The organism is Thiocapsa bogorovii, from assembly GCF_021228795.1.
Classification (GTDB): Bacteria; Pseudomonadota; Gammaproteobacteria; order Chromatiales; family Chromatiaceae; genus Thiocapsa; species Thiocapsa bogorovii.
Window position 1 is genome coordinate 2,320,959 of record NZ_CP089309.1, and the last position, 18,815, is coordinate 2,339,773.

Annotated in this window: 11 protein-coding genes and 2 pseudogenes; 7 read left to right on the forward strand and 6 right to left on the reverse strand. The window is 64.4% G+C overall.

The window, feature by feature from the left end:
• Window positions 1–200: 200 nt before the first annotated feature.
• The gene (locus tag LT988_RS10530) at window positions 201–3,311 is read right to left on the reverse strand and encodes an anti-phage-associated DUF499 domain-containing protein (RefSeq protein ID WP_232410096.1); all 3,111 of its coding nucleotides are present in this window, start codon (window positions 3,309–3,311) and stop codon (window positions 201–203) included.
• 380 nt (window positions 3,312–3,691) lie between these two features.
• On the opposite strand from LT988_RS10530, the gene LT988_RS10535 reads away from it, so the two are divergent.
• Window positions 3,692–3,919 (forward strand): hypothetical protein, encoded by a 228-nt coding sequence (locus LT988_RS10535; protein WP_232410097.1) that lies wholly within the window; start codon window positions 3,692–3,694, stop codon window positions 3,917–3,919.
• A gap of 328 nt (window positions 3,920–4,247) precedes the next feature.
• Window positions 4,248–5,636: pseudogene (locus LT988_RS10540) on the forward strand (IS1380-like element ISTro1 family transposase); the annotation flags it as partial.
• A 265-nt stretch (window positions 5,637–5,901) separates the two neighbouring features.
• Here LT988_RS10540 and phbB read toward each other — a convergent pair.
• From phbB to LT988_RS10560, 4 genes are all read right to left on the reverse strand, one after another.
• Window positions 5,902–6,642 carry an acetoacetyl-CoA reductase gene (gene phbB / locus LT988_RS10545; RefSeq protein ID WP_232410098.1) on the reverse strand — a complete coding sequence of 247 codons (741 nt, stop codon included), beginning with the start codon at window positions 6,640–6,642 and terminating at the stop codon, window positions 5,902–5,904.
• 179 nt (window positions 6,643–6,821) lie between these two features.
• Complete coding sequence (locus LT988_RS10550) at window positions 6,822–7,187, reverse strand: phasin family protein (protein WP_232410099.1); 366 nt, start codon at window positions 7,185–7,187, stop codon at window positions 6,822–6,824.
• A 143-nt stretch (window positions 7,188–7,330) separates the two neighbouring features.
• Complete coding sequence (gene phaR / locus LT988_RS10555) at window positions 7,331–7,855, reverse strand: polyhydroxyalkanoate synthesis repressor PhaR (RefSeq protein WP_232410563.1); 525 nt, start codon at window positions 7,853–7,855, stop codon at window positions 7,331–7,333.
• Window positions 7,856–7,968: 113 nt separating this feature from the next.
• Window positions 7,969–9,153, reverse strand: a complete 1,185-nt coding sequence (locus LT988_RS10560; RefSeq protein WP_232410100.1) for an acetyl-CoA C-acetyltransferase — start codon at window positions 9,151–9,153, stop codon at window positions 7,969–7,971.
• Window positions 9,154–9,347: 194 nt separating this feature from the next.
• Between LT988_RS10560 and phaE the strand changes: the two genes are divergently transcribed.
• Window positions 9,348–10,427: a class III poly(R)-hydroxyalkanoic acid synthase subunit PhaE gene (gene phaE, locus LT988_RS10565; protein WP_232410101.1), complete on the forward strand. Its 1,080-nt coding sequence runs from the start codon at window positions 9,348–9,350 to the stop codon at window positions 10,425–10,427.
• A 99-nt stretch (window positions 10,428–10,526) separates the two neighbouring features.
• The gene (locus tag LT988_RS10570; protein ID WP_232410564.1) at window positions 10,527–11,597 is read left to right on the forward strand and encodes a class III poly(R)-hydroxyalkanoic acid synthase subunit PhaC; all 1,071 of its coding nucleotides are present in this window, start codon (window positions 10,527–10,529) and stop codon (window positions 11,595–11,597) included.
• A gap of 47 nt (window positions 11,598–11,644) precedes the next feature.
• On the opposite strand, the gene LT988_RS10575 is transcribed toward LT988_RS10570, so the two are convergent.
• The gene (locus LT988_RS10575) at window positions 11,645–13,375 is read right to left on the reverse strand and encodes a B12-binding domain-containing radical SAM protein (protein ID WP_232410102.1); all 1,731 of its coding nucleotides are present in this window, start codon (window positions 13,373–13,375) and stop codon (window positions 11,645–11,647) included.
• A gap of 276 nt (window positions 13,376–13,651) precedes the next feature.
• On the opposite strand from LT988_RS10575, the pseudogene LT988_RS10580 reads away from it, so the two are divergent.
• The 3 genes and pseudogenes from LT988_RS10580 to LT988_RS10590 form a co-directional block, all read left to right on the forward strand.
• Window positions 13,652–15,040 (forward strand): annotated as a pseudogene (locus LT988_RS10580) (IS1380-like element ISTro1 family transposase); the annotation flags it as partial.
• A 589-nt stretch (window positions 15,041–15,629) separates the two neighbouring features.
• Window positions 15,630–17,819: a transglutaminase family protein gene (locus LT988_RS10585; protein ID WP_232410103.1), complete on the forward strand. Its 2,190-nt coding sequence runs from the start codon at window positions 15,630–15,632 to the stop codon at window positions 17,817–17,819.
• On the forward strand, window positions 17,816–18,787 hold the full coding sequence (locus LT988_RS10590; RefSeq protein ID WP_232410104.1) for an AAA family ATPase: 972 nt from the start codon (window positions 17,816–17,818) through the stop codon (window positions 18,785–18,787). Before LT988_RS10585 ends, LT988_RS10590 begins: the two co-directional genes overlap by 4 nt.
• Window positions 18,788–18,815: the final 28 nt, after the last annotated feature.

An 18,815-nucleotide genomic window follows, 5' to 3' on the forward strand; every position in this document is an offset into this window, starting at 1 on the left:
TCCCGGCTGACCCCGGAGGGCGCAAAGCCCCGGGTCGGTGATGCCCCATCCTCCCACACATTCTCCCAAAGGGAGGCGACATCTATCCTGACACCTGGGGGAGGTGGCCGGCTTGCCAAAGCCCAGGGTGCGATGAGCATAGGCGACGTGCCCGGAAGCCCCACCCGGTTGTTTGGGGTTCGTGCTGGCAGCGGTAGTGGTCATGCGTCCTGAACCACGTCTCCGGCGGAGAGTCCGATGCCGGCCAGTTCGGCAAACTGCTTGAGGGCGAAGCCGTCGCCGAAGTCGATGCCGCCGCGGACGGTTACCTGCACGCCGGCCTGCTCGTCGCCGATGGCCGCGCGCACGCCGCGGATGGCGGTCTCGATGGCGGCGGCGGTCAGCGCGCGCTCGTTGAAGCGGATCTGTACCGCGTGCTCGCCTTCACCGATGATGATCTGCACACCGCGCAGCACGATATCGCCGCGCTCGCGAAAATCATCGATGACGCCGAAGACCTTATCGGTGGTGTCGATCGAGATCTTCTTGTGACCAGGGATCGAGGCCGGTTTGTTGTCGTCGATGATGACGCGATCGTCGCCGTCCGCGGGGATCTGAATCTTGGCCGGCTTCTCTACCTCGCCGGCCTTCGCGGCGACGAGCAGGGTGCAGGCCGTGGCCGGCACCGCAAAGGGTTCGCTGTAGACCGTCCCTTCCTTGGGATTGGTCCCGTCCAGGCTGTAGCGCAGCTCGGCGGCGGGCGTGCAGTGCAGCTCCAGTTTGCGCCCGTCGGCGAGCTTGTGAATCTCATGGCGAATGGTGAGGTCCGCGGTCCAACGGGTCGGCTCGCCGGTCTGGTATTTGCCGCTGCTGTCGACGGCGATGAAGTACAGCGTCGCCTCGGTTGTGCGGTAGTCCTCCAGGTCCTGCACCTGTTCGTCCTGCTCACTGACCGAATTGGTCTTGAGCACGTAGACGCGCGGGCTGTCGCCGGCGTTGCGCGGGGTGAGCGAGAGCGTGGTCTCGCCGGTCTCGCGGCTGGTACCGAGCGCGATGACGTTGACCGAGGTCTTCTCGGCCGGGAAGGGTCCCTTCTCGATCTGGCCGTCGGCGTGTTGCCGCCAGCGGCCTTGCTTGAGCGCCTCATCGCGCAAGACCTCCAGACCGCGGGCGCCCGGCAGCCAGGGCCAGGTGGGATCGGTCTTGGCGCGCATGAGCAGATCGCGCCAGGGCACGCGCCGATCCGAGGCGGGCCAGAGGTAGGTCTCGGCCATGGCCCAGTAGGCCGGCAGCTCGAGCGCGAGCTTGTTGTCGCAACGCCCACTGGCGAGCAGTTTCTCGATCTGCGTCTCGGCGGCGTACTCGCCGTCACCGAAACTGAGGCCGTTGTCGATGGTGGCCATGACCAGCTCGCCTTCACCAGTGGCACCGGGGGCCGGAAAGAACAGCCGGTTGTAGGCGCCGGAGACGGCCTTGGTGAAGCGCTCTTCGAGCTCTTCGAGCTTGTCGCGGGCCTCGTCATAGAGGGTATCGCCGGGCTTGAGGTTGGCCTGGATCTTCTCGATGGCATAGAGCTCGCGCAGCCGTGCCTCGACCTCGTTGGCCAGGTGGCTGTCGTTGCCGGACAGGATCAGGACGTTGTTCTTCTCCTGCTGGAATTCGTAGAAGTTGCGGATGGCCTCCGGTGGCGTGCGGCCGTCGGGCTGCACCACCAGCAGGATGCGGCTGCCGGACAACTTGACGTCGTCCAGCCGCGGCATGATCTGAACTTCTTGGTAGGCGGCGCGGGACTTGCTCTGCGCCTTGAACAGACCGGTGAGGCGGTTGATCAGGGCCTGTTCCAGCTTGGGCGCCGGCACCTGCCTGGCATCGCGCTCGATGCGCCGGCCGAGGTTCTCGGTCTCCTTGAAATAGAATTGCTCGCGTTCGCGGTGCAGGTACCAGGCGCGATCGCGCAGGCGCTCCAGGCCGGCCAGGAACTCGTCGGCCTTGCGGTTGGGGGCGGCCAGGTATTCGATGATCTCGGCCTGGGTCAGGCCGCTGTGGGCGCCGACCGCGCGCGACAGCGACGCGGACAGCACCAGTTTGGCGACCTGCGCGGCGGCATCGCCGCCGAGGTCGCCGTCGATCTCCTCGGCGCGGGCGTTGCCGTGGTCGGCGATGTCGTTGACCACCGCCGGCAGCAGGGCTGGGTTGACGCGCTGAACCTCGTCGCGTACTTCGACGTCGTTGAGATCCAGGTGCTGGGTGCCGATGAGGAAGACGTCGTTTGAGTCGCGGTTCCAGACGCTGCGCAGCAGCCGGGCGGTGAACTGCATCAGGCCGCGGGTCTGGCGAAAGCCCTCGTTCTCTTTGAACAGCGCGACCAGGTTCTTAAAGGACGGATGGAACGGGTAGGTCTCGCGGACCTCCTCGGCCACCTCTTCCATGGCGCGGGCGGTGATGTAGCCGCCGTCTTCGGCCGCCTTGACCTGCTCGGCGAAGGCCTCGGCGACCGAGTCGATGACGGATGCATCCGGCAGTGCGGTGAACAGGCGTTTCTTGAGGATCTGGTAGATCTCGTTGCCGGCGAGTTGCACCGGCGTGATGCTCTGCGCCTGGCGGCGGGACTCCTGCCGCAGGTTGGACATGACCCGCGCGAGGTCTTTGGTCTGCGCGTCGTAGCTGCCGGCAAGGTTGGCGATGACCACGCAGCAACGCGGCAGCTTGATCGCGGCGGTGAACAGGTTGCTCAGGGTGTAGGTGACGACATCGGCCAGCGAGCCCTTGCCGACGGCGCGGGTGGTGGCGTTGAGCAGGTACGGTGGCAGCTCGTCGAGGAGGATCAGGGTCGGTGTCTCGCCGATGATCTCGATCCATCTGGCCTCGTCGACCCCGCGCGGGCCGTCGACCCAGTAGGGGCGAATCCGTTCCGCTTGACCAAGCTGCTCGGTGATCTCGCCCCAGATGTAGTGGTCCGGGTCGTTGCGGCCGTTGAAGGCGGCGATGCGTGCCGGGCCGAAGTCGAGCCGCTCGGCCAACTGCGCGGGCAGCACCTCGGGGCGCAGGTGCGGATGCCGCGCCAGCAGGCCGAGGGCGGTCATCAGGTGCGTCTTGCCGCCGCCCATCGCCTGGGCGAGCTCGAAGGCGGCTTGATCGGACTTGCCGGCAAGGCGCAGTAGGCCCTCGCGGAACAGCGCCTCCATGCCGGCGGTGACATAGTTGCGGGCGAAAACGGCGCGCCCGTCGCCTTCATCGGTGATGAGGTCCGAGAGGTTTTCGATGGCCTCGGTCATCCGGTAGTCGTTGACCATCGGATGGATGCGGCAGGCGTCACGAACGGTTCCGAGCACGGCGATCCCCTTTGTGCATCAGGCACGTCCGGCCGACGTGCATTCAGTGTTGATCAGGGTCGTCCGCTACTCCGGCGGCTCGCCCCGGTCCTTGGATGCGTTGTGATCTGTCGGCAGCGAAGAACGCGATCTGTCGTTTGTACTTTACTCTATCGTACCCACTGCCATCTTCCACCGGAAGTGGTCGCCCAAATGCAGGCGCCGGATAGTGCATCCGCCAGTCTTGCTCGGTCTTCCTCGCGACCCGCCTTCAGGCCATCGTCCGTCCGATCTCGTCGTGGGGAGCGGTTCGTTGAACGGTTGAACTCTCTATTCCTTGTGGCCGGAGGCGGAGCCTTCTACGCTAGTGGGACCGCGATCTTCCCGGAGCAAAGAAACCGATGAGCGAAGCGCAGAAGAAGCCTGATCAAGAGCACGACGAACATCTCGCGCACGAACTGACCATGGCGGCGGCGCAGATGCAGCGTGCGATCCATGCCGCTATCCAGGCGGGCCTGAAGGTCACGCTGAAGGTCGAGACCATGAAGCACGTCGGCCATCACTATCCCGAGCCCTTGGTGGAGGTCGAGGTGGAGCGTGTGATCAAGCTCGGGTTAGACATGAGATAAAAAAAAGCCCGGCGGGGAGCCGGGCTGGAAACGTCTCATGATGAGAGAGACGAGGAGGACACTGGTATCGATCTTTAAGGTCTCGGGCTCCGCAAGTCGCCGGCAGGCCCGAGACATCGATGTTCTGATTTCCGATCTTCGATCTCTAACCCGCGTCTCGCCGAGGTTCTTGTCTGCAGCGAGGCTGTTATCGCCTGGTACCCAGTCTACGAGCACCCGACGCGGTCTAGCCCGAATATTTCATAAAAAAGGGCGACTCTCGTTCAACCCATTGATAAAATGGCTGTTCCGCCAAGAACGCTTCGGAAGAAGCTAAACGAGGTCGCCCATGCCCGAGTCTACCCCGGAACAGCTGCGTTTTCCCCCGGTCGCCGGTTTCACGGTCCGCGGCGACTTCGACGGCGGCGCCATGTCGTCTGACTTTGGCCCCATGATTCTGCGCGGGGTTGATCGGCAGATCGGCCTGACCGAGCGGTTGAGCGCAGCGATCGATGATTGGCGCCATCCGTCCTACACCACCCATCCGATGCGTGAGCTGATCGCGCAACGGGTCTACCAGATCGCCTGTGCTTACGAAGACGGCAACGACGCCAATGCGCTGCGCCGTGATGCGCTGTTCAAGCTGGGGCTGGAGCGCAAGCCGCTGGATGCGACGACGGACCTGGCCAGCGGGCCGACCTTCTCGCGTTTGGAGAATGGGGTCGGCGCGCGCGACCTCTACCGCATGGCGCAGGCCTTCGTCGAGGCCTTCATCGCCAGCTACCCGAAGGCGCCGCAGGTGATCGTGCTCGATATGGACCACTCCGAAGACGCCACCCATGGCCAGCAGGAGTTCGCGTTCTACAATCATCACTACGGCAACCATTGCTACTTGCCGCTGTTTCTCTTCGAGGGCCTCTCGGGGAAGTTCATCACCGCGGTGCTGCGTCCCGGCAAGCGCCCCACCGGCGCCGAGAACGCGATGATCCTCAAGCGCGTGCTCAAGCGGCTGCGGGCCGCGTGGCCACGCACACGCATCATCCTGCGCGGCGACGGACACTTCTCCAACCCCGAGTTGATGGCCTTGGCGATGGCCGATCCGTTGACGGATTTCATCTTCGGCCTGGCGGGTAACCGGGCTCTCACGCCACGGGCCGAGCCGTTCTTGGCCGACGCCCGCAAGCTCCATGCGCTGCGCATCGAGAACGCCCGGCGCGCCGACGCCGACGTACCCGAGCGGACCCGCACCTACCACGAGGTTGACTACCGTGCCGGTTCCTGGCCCGGCGCGTGTCGGACCATCCTCAAAGTCGAGGTGACGGCGCGCGGCGACAACCTCCGCTTCGTCGTCACCTCCTTGGACTTGCCCAGTCCCGAGTGCGTCTACCGCGATCTGTACTGCGCGCGCGGCCAGGACGAGAACTTCATCAAAATGATCAAGAACGATCTGGCCAGCGATCGCACTTCCGACAGCACCTTCTTGGCCAATCAGATGCGCTTGTTCTTCTCCTGCGCCGCTTACGTCTTGCACCAAACGCTGCGCACCGAGGTCCTCGTCGGCACGGAACTGGCCAACGCCCAGCCTGCCACCGTGATCATCAAACTGTTCAAGCTCGCCGTGCGCGTGGTGCAGTACAAAGACCGCGTGCGCCTGCACCTGCCCTCGAGCTGTCCGGTCAAGACGCTGTTGCAGCAGGTCACCGAGAGGCTCTTCAACGCGCAGCCCGGGCGGCGCCCGCCTGGACGCACATACATCCCCGCACGGGGATTTCAGCACGCGCACGACGACTATGCCCACCTCGGGCAGGGCATCGTACGCCTGCGCGGCGACAAAACTACTCGTGCCCCGTTGATCAAGCCCGTTGCCGCTCGGTATTTCCACCATTCAACCCCCGCGGCGTCCCGGTCATCGCCCTCGGTGACGCCCAGCGCCGCGCAAATCCGCGAGGCCAGTGTCGGCTGTGTCGGTTTATGAAACATCCGGGCTAGATGTGACGAGCCCCTCAATGCATGAAGAGGCCGCCGTTGACCGGCAGATTCGCGCCGGTGATGTATGCACTGTCGTCGCCGGCCAGGAAAGCGATCGCCGCGGCGATCTCGGCAGGCTGTGCCATACGGCGCATCGGAACGCCCGAGATAATACTGTTGCGCACGGTGTCGTCCATCGCCAGGGTCATGGCGGTCTCGACATAGCCGGGTGAAACGGTGTTCACAGTCACACCCTTGGATGCACCTTCCTGGGCCAGGGCCATGGTGAAGCCGTGCATACCCGCCTTGGCGGCGGAATAGTTGGCCTGGCCGAACTGACCGCGCTGTCCGTTGACAGAGGAGATGTTGATGATCCGACCGAAGCCGCGATCCAGCATCCCTTCCCAAACGTTGCGCGTCACGTTGAAGACGCTGTCCAGGTTGACCCGCATCACCGCTTCCCACTGTGCAAGCTCCATCTTCTTGAAGGTCTTGTCGCGGGTAATACCGGCACAGTTGATGAGGATATCGACCGGCCCGTGCTTCTCGGTGATCTCTTTGATCATGCGCGCACTGTCTTCGAAGGAAGACACGTCGGCAGCGATGGTGTCGATAGCAAAGCCCTCGGCCTCGCGATCCTTCTTCCAGGTTTCCGCAGCAGCGGCCTCGGAAGGATGATGATTGGCGACGACCGTGCAGCCGTCCTTCGCCAGACGGGTGCAGATCGAGGTACCGATGCCGCCGATGCCGCCGGTCACGAGTGCGATGCGAGCCATGTCTCTTTCCTCCGGGATTTTATTGGTGTGTGTCGTTCATCAGGTCCGGAGCGATCAACGCGCGATCCGCTCACGGGGGTTCAAGATCTTTCGATCACGAGCCATTCGCAAGCCCCCTGCATGGGGGGCTTGCGAATGGCGGCCCATCCCTGGGCTGCCGATTCTAGCCGACTGTCGAATTAGGCGGCCGGGACACTCTTGCGCAGGTCGGCGGAAACGTCGGCCATGCTCTTTTCGATCCAGGTGCGATAGTCGTCACGGACCTCGCTGATGGCCTGCATGCTGGTCTTGCCTTCGGCCAGGACGCGCTCGCTCAGCTCCTTGGTGGCCTCGACCTGGCCCTTGAAGAACTCATTGTAGCCCTTGGACTCGGTCGCAAGCTTCATGACACGCATAGCGTGCTCCATGTAGAGGCTCATGGCATCCATCTGGCGCGCAGACATCTTCTCGAAGATGCGGACGTTCATCTCGCCGAGGCTGGTCATGCGCTCGACGGTCTTGTTGGTGAGTTCGTTGACGGTGTTCAGCGTGTCGTTGGTCGTCATGGTCGTTGCTCCGATGTGTTGTGCAGTGCAGCAATTGTTGCAGTGCACAATAGTCGCGAGACGGATGTCTGTCAACCCCCGAGTTACCAATCAAATGGATTGAGTCAGGCCGCACCGATCGGCTGAAAACAGCCGGGCCCTACTCAGTCAGGCTCGTCGCGCCCTTTGTCGGCACTGCTGTCGGTCGGGGCGGGTTCCTTGCGACCGGCCTTGCCCCGCGGCTTGCCGCCGAGATCGAATCCGGCCGCGCGCATCAGCTCCCCTTGGATCTCGGACCACAGCTCGACGTTTTTCTGGGTCATCCGTGTCATGGCATCGAACGGGGTCTCGCCCAAAGAGCGGACCAGCTCGTGATGTTGTTTGGAGAAGAGATCCAGAGAACCCTCGAGATAGCGCGCGAACATGCCTTGGAGGGTACCGCCGTAGAAGCGGATGATTTGCGACAACATGGTCGCGCTGAACAGCGGCTCTCCGCCGCTTTCCTCCTCGAGCATGATCTGCAGCAGGATGGACCGCGTGATGTCGTTGTCGTTCGCCGTGTCGACCACCTTGAAGGCGGTGCAGCTCATGACGAGGTCACGTACGTCCGCGAGTGTGATGTAACGACTGACTTCGGTGTCGTAGAGGCGCCGATTCGGGTACTTTTTGATGATGCGCTCGTCGTTCATGGGCATCTGGGCCATGTCGTCCTTCAATCCGAGGAAGTGTACCCCAGTGGAGACGGGTACGACCTGCGGGGCCCGGCGATCCCTCGCCGGGGGACTCCCCGCCTGGGTTCGAATCAGACCCGCTCGACCGCCAAGGCGACGCCTTGGCCACCGCCGATGCAGAGGGTCGCAAGGCCTTTCTTGGCATCGCGCTTCTGCATCTCGTAGAGCAGGGTCACCAGCACCCGAGCACCGGACGCGCCGATCGGGTGGCCGATCGAGATGGCGCCGCCGTTGACGTTCACCTTGCTCAGATCCCAGCCCATCTCGTGATTGACCGACATCGCCTGCGCGGCGAAGGCCTCGTTCGCCTCGATCAGGTCGAGATCCTTGGGCGTCCAACCGGCCTTCTCCAGGCATTTGGTCGAGGCCGGGATCGGGCCTGTGCCCATGATGGCGGGATCCACGCCGGCGCTCGCGAAGGCAACCAGGCGAACCATCGGCTTGAGTCCGAGCTCCTTCGCCTTGGACTCCTTCATCACCACGACCATGGCCGCCCCGTCGTTGATCCCCGAGGCGTTGCCGGCGGTGACCGTGCCGGCCTTGTCGAAGGCCGGACGCAGCTTGGAGAGCGTCTCGGCCGTGGTCCCGGGGCGCGGAAACTCGTCCGTGGCGACCACGACCGGGTCGCCCTTACGCTGCGGTACGGCAACCGGAATGATCTCGTCGGAAAAACGTCCCGACTTGATCGCCGCCTCTGCCTTTTGCTGCGATGCCGCCGCAAATTCGTCCTGGGCTTCGCGGGTGAATGCGTATTTCTTGGCGATGTTCTCTGCCGTCACGCCCATGTGGCATTGATTGAAGGCATCCCAGAGACCGTCGACGATCATGGTGTCCTTCATCGCCCAATCGCCCATACGCTGCCCTTCGCGCGAGCGCGGCAGGACATGCGCGGACTGACTCATGCTCTCTTGGCCGCCCGCGATCACGATGTCGGCGTCGCCGCAGGCCACCGCCTGCATGGCCAGATGAACCGCCTTGAGCCCGCTGCCGCAGACCTTGTTGATGGTCATGGCCGGCACCGAGTGCGGAAGTCCGGCGTTCAGGGTCGTCTGGCGCGCCGGATTCTGGCCCACGCCGGCGGTCAGGACCTGGCCGAGAATCACCTCGTCGACCTGATCCGGGGAGATCCCGGTGCGCTCCATCAACGCCTTGAGCACGGCGGCCCCGATGTCGGTCGCGGGGAGTGAAGAGAGGCTGCCGCCGAAGGTGCCGACTGCGGTACGGCCCGCATCGACGATGACGATGTTGTCGCTCATGGTGTGAATGCCTTATGAATTTTGGAGTGGACGTCTATTCGGAGGGGGCCGGTCGTGACGCTAAGACCCGGCCGCGGGATCTAAAATGCCCCGCTCGCGCCGATAGAGCAACCCCGAGTTTACGCCGCTTTGTTGCAGTGCACAAATCGACGTGCTAACGTGTGCTGTAAAGTGACCCAAAGGAGGGCAAAACCATGAGTAATGAAACCTTTTTCAACGACGACTGGCTGGACCTGCAACGTCAGTACTGGGACAGCTGGACCGAGATGAGCCGTAAGGCGATGGGCACGCAGGGCGGCATGGGCGAGCTTACCAACCCATGGGAAAGTGCGCTCGACAATTGGTGGAAGGCGCTCGCGCCGGCCGCGCCCGATGCCTCCAAGGCCTTCGTGGAAAAAATGATGGAGCAGGGCAAGGTCTTCTTCCGTTTCGGCGAGGCCTTTGCTTCCGGAAAGCCTGGCGACGCCGCTTCCCCGGCCGACGGCATGGCGTTCTGGACCAAGGCGATGGAAGACATCCAGAAGCGCTTCAGCGGCTCGGTCGACGACGGCGACAACGTCATACAGCGCATGATGTCGTTCTGGGAGATGCCGCTCGACAACTGGCAGCGGATGATGTCCTCGATGTCGCCGATGCCCGGCGATGCGCTGCGCAACATGCCCCACGACCACGTCAAGGACAATCTCAACCGCGTGCTGTCCGCGCCCGGCCTCGGCTATACGCGCGAGGAGCAGGGCCAGTATCAGGAATTGATGCGCGCATCCATGGATTACCAGAAGGCCCTGCAGGAATACAACAGCTTCTACGCCCGACTCGGCACAAAGTCGGTCGAGCGCATGGGCAATTATCTCAAGAGCGTCGTCGAGAGCGGCAAGAGCATCGATTCGGCCCGCGCCATTTACGACAACTGGGTCAGCTGCTGCGAGACGGTGTATGCGGAAGAGGTCGCGACGCCCGAATACGCGCAGCTGCACGGTCACCTCGTCAACGCCCAGATGGCGCTGAAAAAGCGGATGGCGGTCATGGTCGATGAAAACCTCGGCGCCATGAACATGCCGAGCCGCAGCGAGCTGCGCACGCTCCAGGACCGTCTGCAGGAAACCCGTCGCGAGAACAAGAAGCTCAGCCACAGCCTGCACGCCATCGAAAAGCAGGTTGCGGCCCTTTCAGCAAACCCGTCCGAACGGCCGGCGACCGCCATCAAGGCGGCTGCACCCGCAGCCAAGGCACCGGTGCGCAAAAAAGCCGCGACCAAGACCACCAGCACCGACTAGCTCGGGCCGTCACACCACATGTAACGCATTCTCCGGCCACCCGATGAACCGGGCGCCGGAGCCGTGCATCCAACGTACACCGCGAGGAACCGAACCGTGATGATCCCGATCGATATCCGGCCCGACAAGCTCACCCAAGAGATGCTGGACTATTCGCGCAAGCTCGGCCAAGGCATGGAAAACCTGCTCAACGCCGAGAAGATCGACACCGGCGTAAGCCCGAAGCAAGCGGTCTACACCGAAGACAAGCTGGTGCTGTTCCGCTACGACACACCCGAGGGCGTGACCCCCGACCCCGTCCCGTTGCTGATCGTCTACGCCCTGGTCAACCGTCCCTACATGACCGACATCCAGGAAGACCGCTCGACCATCAAGGGTCTGTTGGCGACCGGGCAGGACGTCTATCTGATCGACTGGGGCTACCCGGATCAAGCCGACCGGGCGATCACGCTCGACGATTACATCAACGGCTATATCGACAGCTGCGTGGATCACATCCGCGAGGCGCACGGGGTCGAGAAGATCAACATCCTCGGCATCTGCCAGGGTGGCGCCTTCAGCCTCATGTACACCTCGATGCATCAGGACAAGGTCAACAGCCTGGTGACCATGGTCACGCCGGTCGACTTCAAGACCCCGGACAATCTCCTGTCCGCCTGGGTGCAGAACGTCGATATCGACCTCGCGGTCGACACCATGGGAAACATCCCGGGCGAGCTGTTGAACTGGACCTTCCTCTCGCTCAAGCCATTCAGCCTGACCGGACAGAAATACGTCAACATGGTCGACGTGCTCGACGACCCGGACAAGGTGAAGAACTTTCTGCGCATGGAGAAGTGGATCTTCGACAGCCCGGATCAGGCCGGAGAGACCTTCCGTCAGTTCATCAAGGACTTCTATCAGCGCAACGGTTTCATCAACGGCGGCGTCATGTTGGCGGGCCGGGAGGTGGACCTGAAGAACATCACCTGCCCAGTCCTGAACATCTATGCGATGCAGGACCACCTGGTGCCGCCGGATGCCTCCAAGGCGCTGAAAGGTTTGACCGGCAGCAAAGACTATACCGAGTTGGCCTTCCCCGGCGGCCACATCGGCATCTATGTCAGCGGCAAAGCGCAGAAAGAGGTCACCCCGGCCATCGGGAAGTGGCTGAACGCGCACTCGGCTTAAACCGCGTCCAGAGCGAGATGCTCACTTTCGAGGCAGGGCTGCCGCGTTTACGCGGCAGCCGACCTCGCGACCGGACTTGCCTCCGCCCCCTCATCGATCGTCTCGTCGATCGGCTGCATTGCCTGATCGACGTAGCAGTACCCCGGCCGCCGCGTGTCCTCCTTCACCCGCCGATAAAGTCGCCACACCCGCCAGGCGTAGGCGAGCAAACCACCGTAGGTCGTCGCAACCTCCCGAACCCGACGCGGGTAAAAGACCCACGCTGACTCGGTCGGCAGCTCCGAGCGGCGTTCCGTGCGGATCTTGCGGCGCAGAAACCCACCCTGCAGCGGATGCACCCGCTCGAACCTGAAGCAGCCGTAAAACTCCAGCGCGATCTCCATGATGCGTTTCGGATTGCGTTTGAAGGCCGCAGCGCGCCGCATCAGGGTCTCCAGGTGCGCCATCGAATAGTAGCTGTCCCACGCGCGACGATAGACACCCTGCCACTCCTGTGCGCTCATCCGCGGATGGGTCGTGCAGACATGCTCCAGGTCGTAGCGATTCAGATCCGGGTCGAGCGGCGCCCCCTTCGCATGCAGCGCCTGGTGGTCGGCGGAGCCGGGCAGCGGCGTTAAACAGAAGAACTCGAGGATGTCGAGCGGCAGTTCGCGCTTGATCGTCTCGATGTCGTTCAGGATGCGTTCCGGCGTGTCGTCGGGAAAACCCAGGATATAGCCGCAATAGGTCGTCACGCGTTGCTGCTGCCAGGCGAGCAGCATATTGCGATAGTTGGCGATCTTGTTCTGCTTCTTGTGTGCGGACTTCAGGTTGTCCGCGTTGACGCTCTCCAGCCCGATGAACACCCGCGAGACACCCGCTGCCCGCGCCTTGGTCACGAATCCGGGTAGGGTGTGACACATGGTATCGACCTGGATGGTGAAGTTGAGCTTCACCCCGAGCTCGCGGCGCAGCGCGGCGATGCGGTCGAAGATCGGCTCCCAGTTGCGATTGCGCGCGAAGTTGTCGTCGGTGATGAAGTAATGGCGGATCCCATGGGCCAGGTTGGCGCGCAGCAGCTGCTCGATGTCGTCCGGTTCGCGGAAACGGGATTTGCGGCCCTGCACGTTGATGATGGTGCAAAAGCTACAGAGAAAGGGACAACCGCGCCCGGCGTCGAAGGTCCCGGGCATCGGGGCATAGCGCCTCGCCACCTCGGGCGGAAGATAGGGCATGGTCTTGCCCTGCAGGTCCGGAAGCTCCGCCATGTGGTTGTAGAGTGGCTCCAGGCGTCGCGCGTCGGCGGCACGGAGCAGATCGGCGAAATGCTCCTCGGCCTCGCCGGCAAAGAGGGTGACACCCAAATCCATGGCCTCCTGCAGCTCCGGGGGGACGCCCGGAAGCATCGCCAAGGAGCCGCTGACATGGAAACCGCCCATGGCGACCTGCAGTCCTGCCGCCCGAAAGCGTCGCGCCAGATCCATGGCACGTGGGAACTGGTTGGATTGGACGCCCACCAGACAGACCAGACCCCGACCACCGTTGCCTTGGATCCGACGGATGATCCGCTTCACCGGGACCACCGTGTTGGTCTCGTCGTAGGCGTTGACCTCGATGCGCACCCCCTCGCCCAAGACGCCGGATTGGTCTGCAGCGCGGGTCAGCCCGTAAAGACTCGCGAGCGAGTTGGACGGGATCCATGCCTTGACCCACTGGATCACGTAGCCCTCGTCGTCGTAGTGCGACGGTTTGATCAATTCCACCTGAAAACGGGTCGTGGTCGCGCTGCTCGGACGCATGATGGTCCCTCGTCGACGGAGAAAGGGATGACCGCCTGGGACTGGACCGCCTGCGGCTTCAAACACCGAAAACCTCGGGTCTGCGGGAACAAAGTGAAGGCGAAGATTCAGTCGTCCAGGGCGGATTCTGCGCTCGATGCTAGTCCCGATCAGAGACACGGGCAAGCCTTGAACCTAGCCCGAATATTTCATAAAAAAGGGCGACTCTCGTTCAACCCATTGATAAAATGGCTGTTCCGCCAAGAACGCTTCGGAAGAAGCTAAACGAGGTCGCCCATGCCCGAGTCTACCCCGGAACAGCTGCGTTTTCCCCCGGTCGCCGGTTTCACGGTCCGCGGCGACTTCGACGGCGGCGCCATGTCGTCTGACTTTGGCCCCATGATTCTGCGCGGGGTTGATCGGCAGATCGGCCTGACCGAGCGGTTGAGCGCAGCGATCGATGATTGGCGCCATCCGTCCTACACCACCCATCCGATGCGTGAGCTGATCGCGCAACGGGTCTACCAGATCGCCTGTGCTTACGAAGACGGCAACGACGCCAATGCGCTGCGCCGTGATGCGCTGTTCAAGCTGGGGCTGGAGCGCAAGCCGCTGGATGCGACGACGGACCTGGCCAGCGGGCCGACCTTCTCGCGTTTGGAGAATGGGGTCGGCGCGCGCGACCTCTACCGCATGGCGCAGGCCTTCGTCGAGGCCTTCATCGCCAGCTACCCGAAGGCGCCGCAGGTGATCGTGCTCGATATGGACCACTCCGAAGACGCCACCCATGGCCAGCAGGAGTTCGCGTTCTACAATCATCACTACGGCAACCATTGCTACTTGCCGCTGTTTCTCTTCGAGGGCCTCTCGGGGAAGTTCATCACCGCGGTGCTGCGTCCCGGCAAGCGCCCCACCGGCGCCGAGAACGCGATGATCCTCAAGCGCGTGCTCAAGCGGCTGCGGGCCGCGTGGCCACGCACACGCATCATCCTGCGCGGCGACGGACACTTCTCCAACCCCGAGTTGATGGCCTTGGCGATGGCCGATCCGTTGACGGATTTCATCTTCGGCCTGGCGGGTAACCGGGCTCTCACGCCACGGGCCGAGCCGTTCTTGGCCGACGCCCGCAAGCTCCATGCGCTGCGCATCGAGAACGCCCGGCGCGCCGACGCCGACGTACCCGAGCGGACCCGCACCTACCACGAGGTTGACTACCGTGCCGGTTCCTGGCCCGGCGCGTGTCGGACCATCCTCAAAGCCGAGGTGACGGCGCGCGGCGACAACCTCCGCTTCGTCGTCACCTCCTTGGACTTGCCCAGTCCCGAGTGCGTCTACCGCGATCTGTACTGCGCGCGCGGCCAGGACGAGAACTTCATCAAAATGATCAAGAACGATCTGGCCAGCGATCGCACTTCCGACAGCACCTTCTTGGCCAATCAGATGCGCTTGTTCTTCTCCTGCGCCGCTTACGTCTTGCACCAAACGCTGCGCACCGAGGTCCTCGTCGGCACGGAACTGGCCAACGCCCAGCCTGCCACCGTGATCATCAAACTGTTCAAGCTCGCCGTGCGCGTGGTGCAGTACAAAGACCGCGTGCGCCTGCACCTGCCCTCGAGCTGTCCGGTCAAGACGCTGTTGCAGCAGGTCACCGAGAGGCTCTTCAACGCGCAGCCCGGGCGGCGCCCGCCTGAGACGCACATACATCCCCGCACGGGGATTTCAGCACGCGCACGACGACTATGCCCACCTCGGGCAGGGCATCGTACGCCTGCGCGGCGACAAAACTACTCGTGCCCCGTTGATCAAGCCCGTTGCCGCTCGGTATTTCCACCATTCAACCCCCGCGGCGTCCCGGTCATCGCCCTCGGTGACGCCCAGCGCCGCGCAAATCCGCGAGGCCAGTGTCGGCTGTGTCGGTTTATGAAACATCCGGGCTAGATCCGGCAGTTGACCGCTTCGTGCTTCATGCAAGGTCTTGACGGTCTTAGCGATCGCGCTTATCACACGGCTCACCGGTTGGGCGAAGGCCGCCTGATGCCGCGGGGGTGTCGCCCTCGACTCGACCCGTGGCATGATCCGGTGCTGGACCGACCGGAGATCATTACCGACACTCCGACCTTGCCAGGTTGCCGGGTATGCACCTCGAGATCACACAGACTGCACACGACGCCGAGTCTCGACCGGTCATTGCCGCGCGCGTCGCATCGCGCCTCGGCCACGACCCCGTTGTGGATCGAAGGCGTGTCGGCGCAGGCCCATGCGGAGTGGCCGGACAATGAGCGAGCAGGATCCGGACACGACGGACTTCGACCGCGCCGTCCGCACACACGACGAAGCCGTCGCGGCAATGGGGTTGGCCATCTGGGTCGGGACAGAGCCGACCTTCACCGATCGCTTCTCCGAGGCCCCCGAGTGGCTGAGTACGGCCTTGGGCGAGGACAAGGCGAGCCGCGCCGAGCAGCTCCTGTGCGCGCTGCAGACCCGAACGGGCGGCCTGGTTTTACGCACCCGGGGCCGGCAGTATCCCGGTGAAGACGAACCGCGCTGGAGCCTCGGCCTCTACGCCCGGCGAGACGGCGCGCCTATTTGGCACGGGCCGCCCGATCCCGCACTCGGCGCGACCCCAGACAGCGATTGCGATCTGGGCGGCCTGCACAGCGCGCTCTGCACAAGCCTGCGGCAGATCGGCTGCGGTGTGCGAGCGATCGCCGCGGACGAGGGTTGTCTCCATGTCGTCGCACGCTTTCCGAACGCCGATCAAGCGGCCGTCGAGGACGATCCGAACGCCGGCCTGTCCGAGCCAATGCAGGTGGACCCGGCGCTTGAGGGCCCAGGGCTTGAGGACCCGGCGCTCGACGAAACCCAAGCGACCGACGGACTGCCCTGTTTCGTTCTCGACCGCATCCCCTGGCAAGGTGCGCAGGTGGCGCGTGTCGAGCTGCCCGATTGCGAATCCGTCGAGCAGTTCGCGCGCTGCCTCGCGGCGATCGGCAACGCGGCCGCCAACGCCGGCCTTCCGGCACTCCTGCTCACCGGCCACCCGCCACCCGTGGATGCGACCGTCTCCTGGACCACCATCACGCCGGATCCGGCAGTGATCGAGATCAACATGGCGCCCTATCCCGACGTGACCGGGTTGCTCGCCGCCACGCGCACACTCTATGCCGCGAGCAGCGAGCTCGGACTCGCCCCCTACCGCCTCTACTACAACGGCGCGGTCGCTGACTCGGGCGGCGGCGGACAGATCACCTTCGGTGGGCCCAGCCCGCAGGCGAGCCCCTTCTTCGGCGCGCCGCTCGTCTTGCCGCGCCTGGTGCGGTATCTGAACCGACATCCCGCACTCTCCTATCTCTTCGCCCACGACCATATCGGCAGTTCCGGACAAGCCGTGCGCACGGACGAGCGCGGGCGCGACGCCTTCCGCGAGCTCGGCCTCGCACTCGCCTTGCTGGAACGCGGTCCGCCCCCCGACGCGGAGACGCTGTGGTCGGGACTGTCCCATCTCCTGACCGATGCCATCGGAAACAGTCACCGCGCCGAGCTCAACATCGAGAAGCTCTGGAACCCCTATCTACCCGGACGCGGAAAACTGGGGCTGGTCGAGTTCCGCGCCCTGCGCATGCAGCACACCCCGGGGCGTGCCGCGGCCCTCGCGGCCCTGCTGCGCGCCATCATCGCAATGCTCTGCACCCGAGACCTCGCTGCCCCGCTGTGCGATCACGGCGACGATCTGCACGACCGCTATGCCCTACCCTACTACCTCGAACGCGACCTCGAGGAGGTGTTTGCCGATCTGAGGACCGCGGGCCTCGGCCTCGATGCGCCCTTGGCCGAGCTACTGAGGCGCAACCGCGTGCGTCTGATCGCTCGGGTGCAGCATCGCGACTGCGAGCTGACGATCCGTCGCGCGGTGGAATTCTGGCCCTTGATCGGCGATGTGGGTCGCCAGGATCAGGAGACCTCCCGCCTCGTCGACGCGAGCACGACCCGCTTGGAGATCTGCCTGCGTGCCATCGAAGGGACGCCCGCCGAGGACTTCCACGACTGGCGGCTCGCGGTCGACAGGGTGCGACTGCCATGGCGTGCGGAGCAGGACCCGCAGGGACCGGCCAAGGTTTTCGGACTGCGCTATCGCAGCTTCGTGCCTTGGCAGGGTCTGCACCCCGCGTTGCCCGCCCAGGGCCCGCTGTCCTTGACGCTCTGGCATCCTGGGCACGTCGACGCCTTGCACCTGACCTTGCACGACTGGCGGCCGAGCGGAGGCGGCTACGACGGCCTGCCCGCCGACCTCGCCGAAGCCGCCGCTCGACGTGCAGAGCGCTGCGTGGCGGAGTCTGCATCCCCGCCCGCGCCGGAGACACTGCGTACGCCACCGCCTGAGGCCGTCACCCCCTATGCACTGGACATGCGCTGGCTTGCACTTGGGCTCGACAACCCTGACCCGGCATGGACCGAAGGGGCATGAGCCTGTCTGCCGAGGTCCAACGCTGCGCCGATTCGCTCGCCGCCCTCGAAGCGGCCATCGGCTGTGCCCTCGTGGGCCAACCGCGGGTCGTGCGCGAGTCCGTGGTGGCATTGGCCGCGGCCGGTCACGTCCTGCTGGAAGGCGTGCCCGGTGTCGGCAAGACCCTTTTGGTACACGCGCTTGCCGCCGCCGTCGGCGGACGATTCTCGCGGATCCAGTTCACGCCCGACCTGATGCCGAGCGATGTCACCGGGCATGCCGTCTTCGACATGAAGAGCGAGGCCTTCCGGATCCGGCGCGGCCCGATCTTCTGCAACCTGCTGCTCGGCGACGAGATCAACCGCGCACCCGCGAAGACACAAGCGGCGTTGCTCGAGGCCATGCAGGAACAACAGGTCACGATCGAGGGCGCCGCGCTGACGCTGAGCCCACCCTTCCTGGTCTTTGCGACCCAGAACCCGATCGAGCACGAGGGGACCTATCCGCTACCCAAGGCACAGCTCGATCGCTTCCTGCTCAAGATCATCGTCGATCACCCGGATGCCGACGAGGAGCTGGCCATGGTCCGCCAGGTGACACACGATCGGGTCGGCGACCGACTCGACGTCTCGGGCGTGCGCGAGGTCCTGAGCGCCACCGATCTGCTCGAGGTGCAGCAGGTGACCGCGCGGCTGCGGATCGACGACAGCGTCCTCGCCTATGCCGTGCGCTTGGTTCGCTCGACGCGCGATTGGCCCGGCGTGGAAACCGGGCCCGGCCCCCGTGCAGGGATCGCCCTGGTCCGCGCCGCGCGCGGACATGCGCTCGCCGACTCGCGAGACTACGTGACACCCGACGACGTCAAGGCGATGGCACCCGCCGTGCTGCGCCACCGCCTCGCCCTCGGCGCCGATCTGGAGATCGAGGGTCTCGGCCCGGAGGATGTCCTGCGCGATCTCCTCGCCGACGTGCCCGCCCCGCGCACCTGAACCGCGCCCGCTCAGATTCGCATGCAGG

Excerpts from the sequence above, each read along its gene's own strand:
- phaR (WP_232410563.1), bottom strand. The coding sequence starts at position 7,855 with ATGAACGACGAGCGCATCATCAAAAAGTACCCGAATCGGCGCCTCTAC.
- phaE (WP_232410101.1), top strand. The coding sequence starts at position 9,348 with ATGAGTAATGAAACCTTTTTCAACGACGACTGGCTGGACCTGCAACGT.
- LT988_RS10570 (WP_232410564.1), top strand. The coding sequence starts at position 10,527 with ATGATCCCGATCGATATCCGGCCCGACAAGCTCACCCAAGAGATGCTG.
- LT988_RS10560 (WP_232410100.1), bottom strand. The coding sequence starts at position 9,153 with ATGAGCGACAACATCGTCATCGTCGATGCGGGCCGTACCGCAGTCGGC.
- LT988_RS10590 (WP_232410104.1), top strand. The coding sequence starts at position 17,816 with ATGAGCCTGTCTGCCGAGGTCCAACGCTGCGCCGATTCGCTCGCCGCC.
- LT988_RS10585 (WP_232410103.1), top strand. The coding sequence starts at position 15,630 with ATGAGCGAGCAGGATCCGGACACGACGGACTTCGACCGCGCCGTCCGC.
- LT988_RS10550 (WP_232410099.1), bottom strand. The coding sequence starts at position 7,187 with ATGACGACCAACGACACGCTGAACACCGTCAACGAACTCACCAACAAG.
- phbB (WP_232410098.1), bottom strand. The coding sequence starts at position 6,642 with ATGGCTCGCATCGCACTCGTGACCGGCGGCATCGGCGGCATCGGTACC.
- LT988_RS10575 (WP_232410102.1), bottom strand. The coding sequence starts at position 13,375 with ATGCGTCCGAGCAGCGCGACCACGACCCGTTTTCAGGTGGAATTGATC.
- LT988_RS10535 (WP_232410097.1), top strand. The coding sequence starts at position 3,692 with ATGAGCGAAGCGCAGAAGAAGCCTGATCAAGAGCACGACGAACATCTC.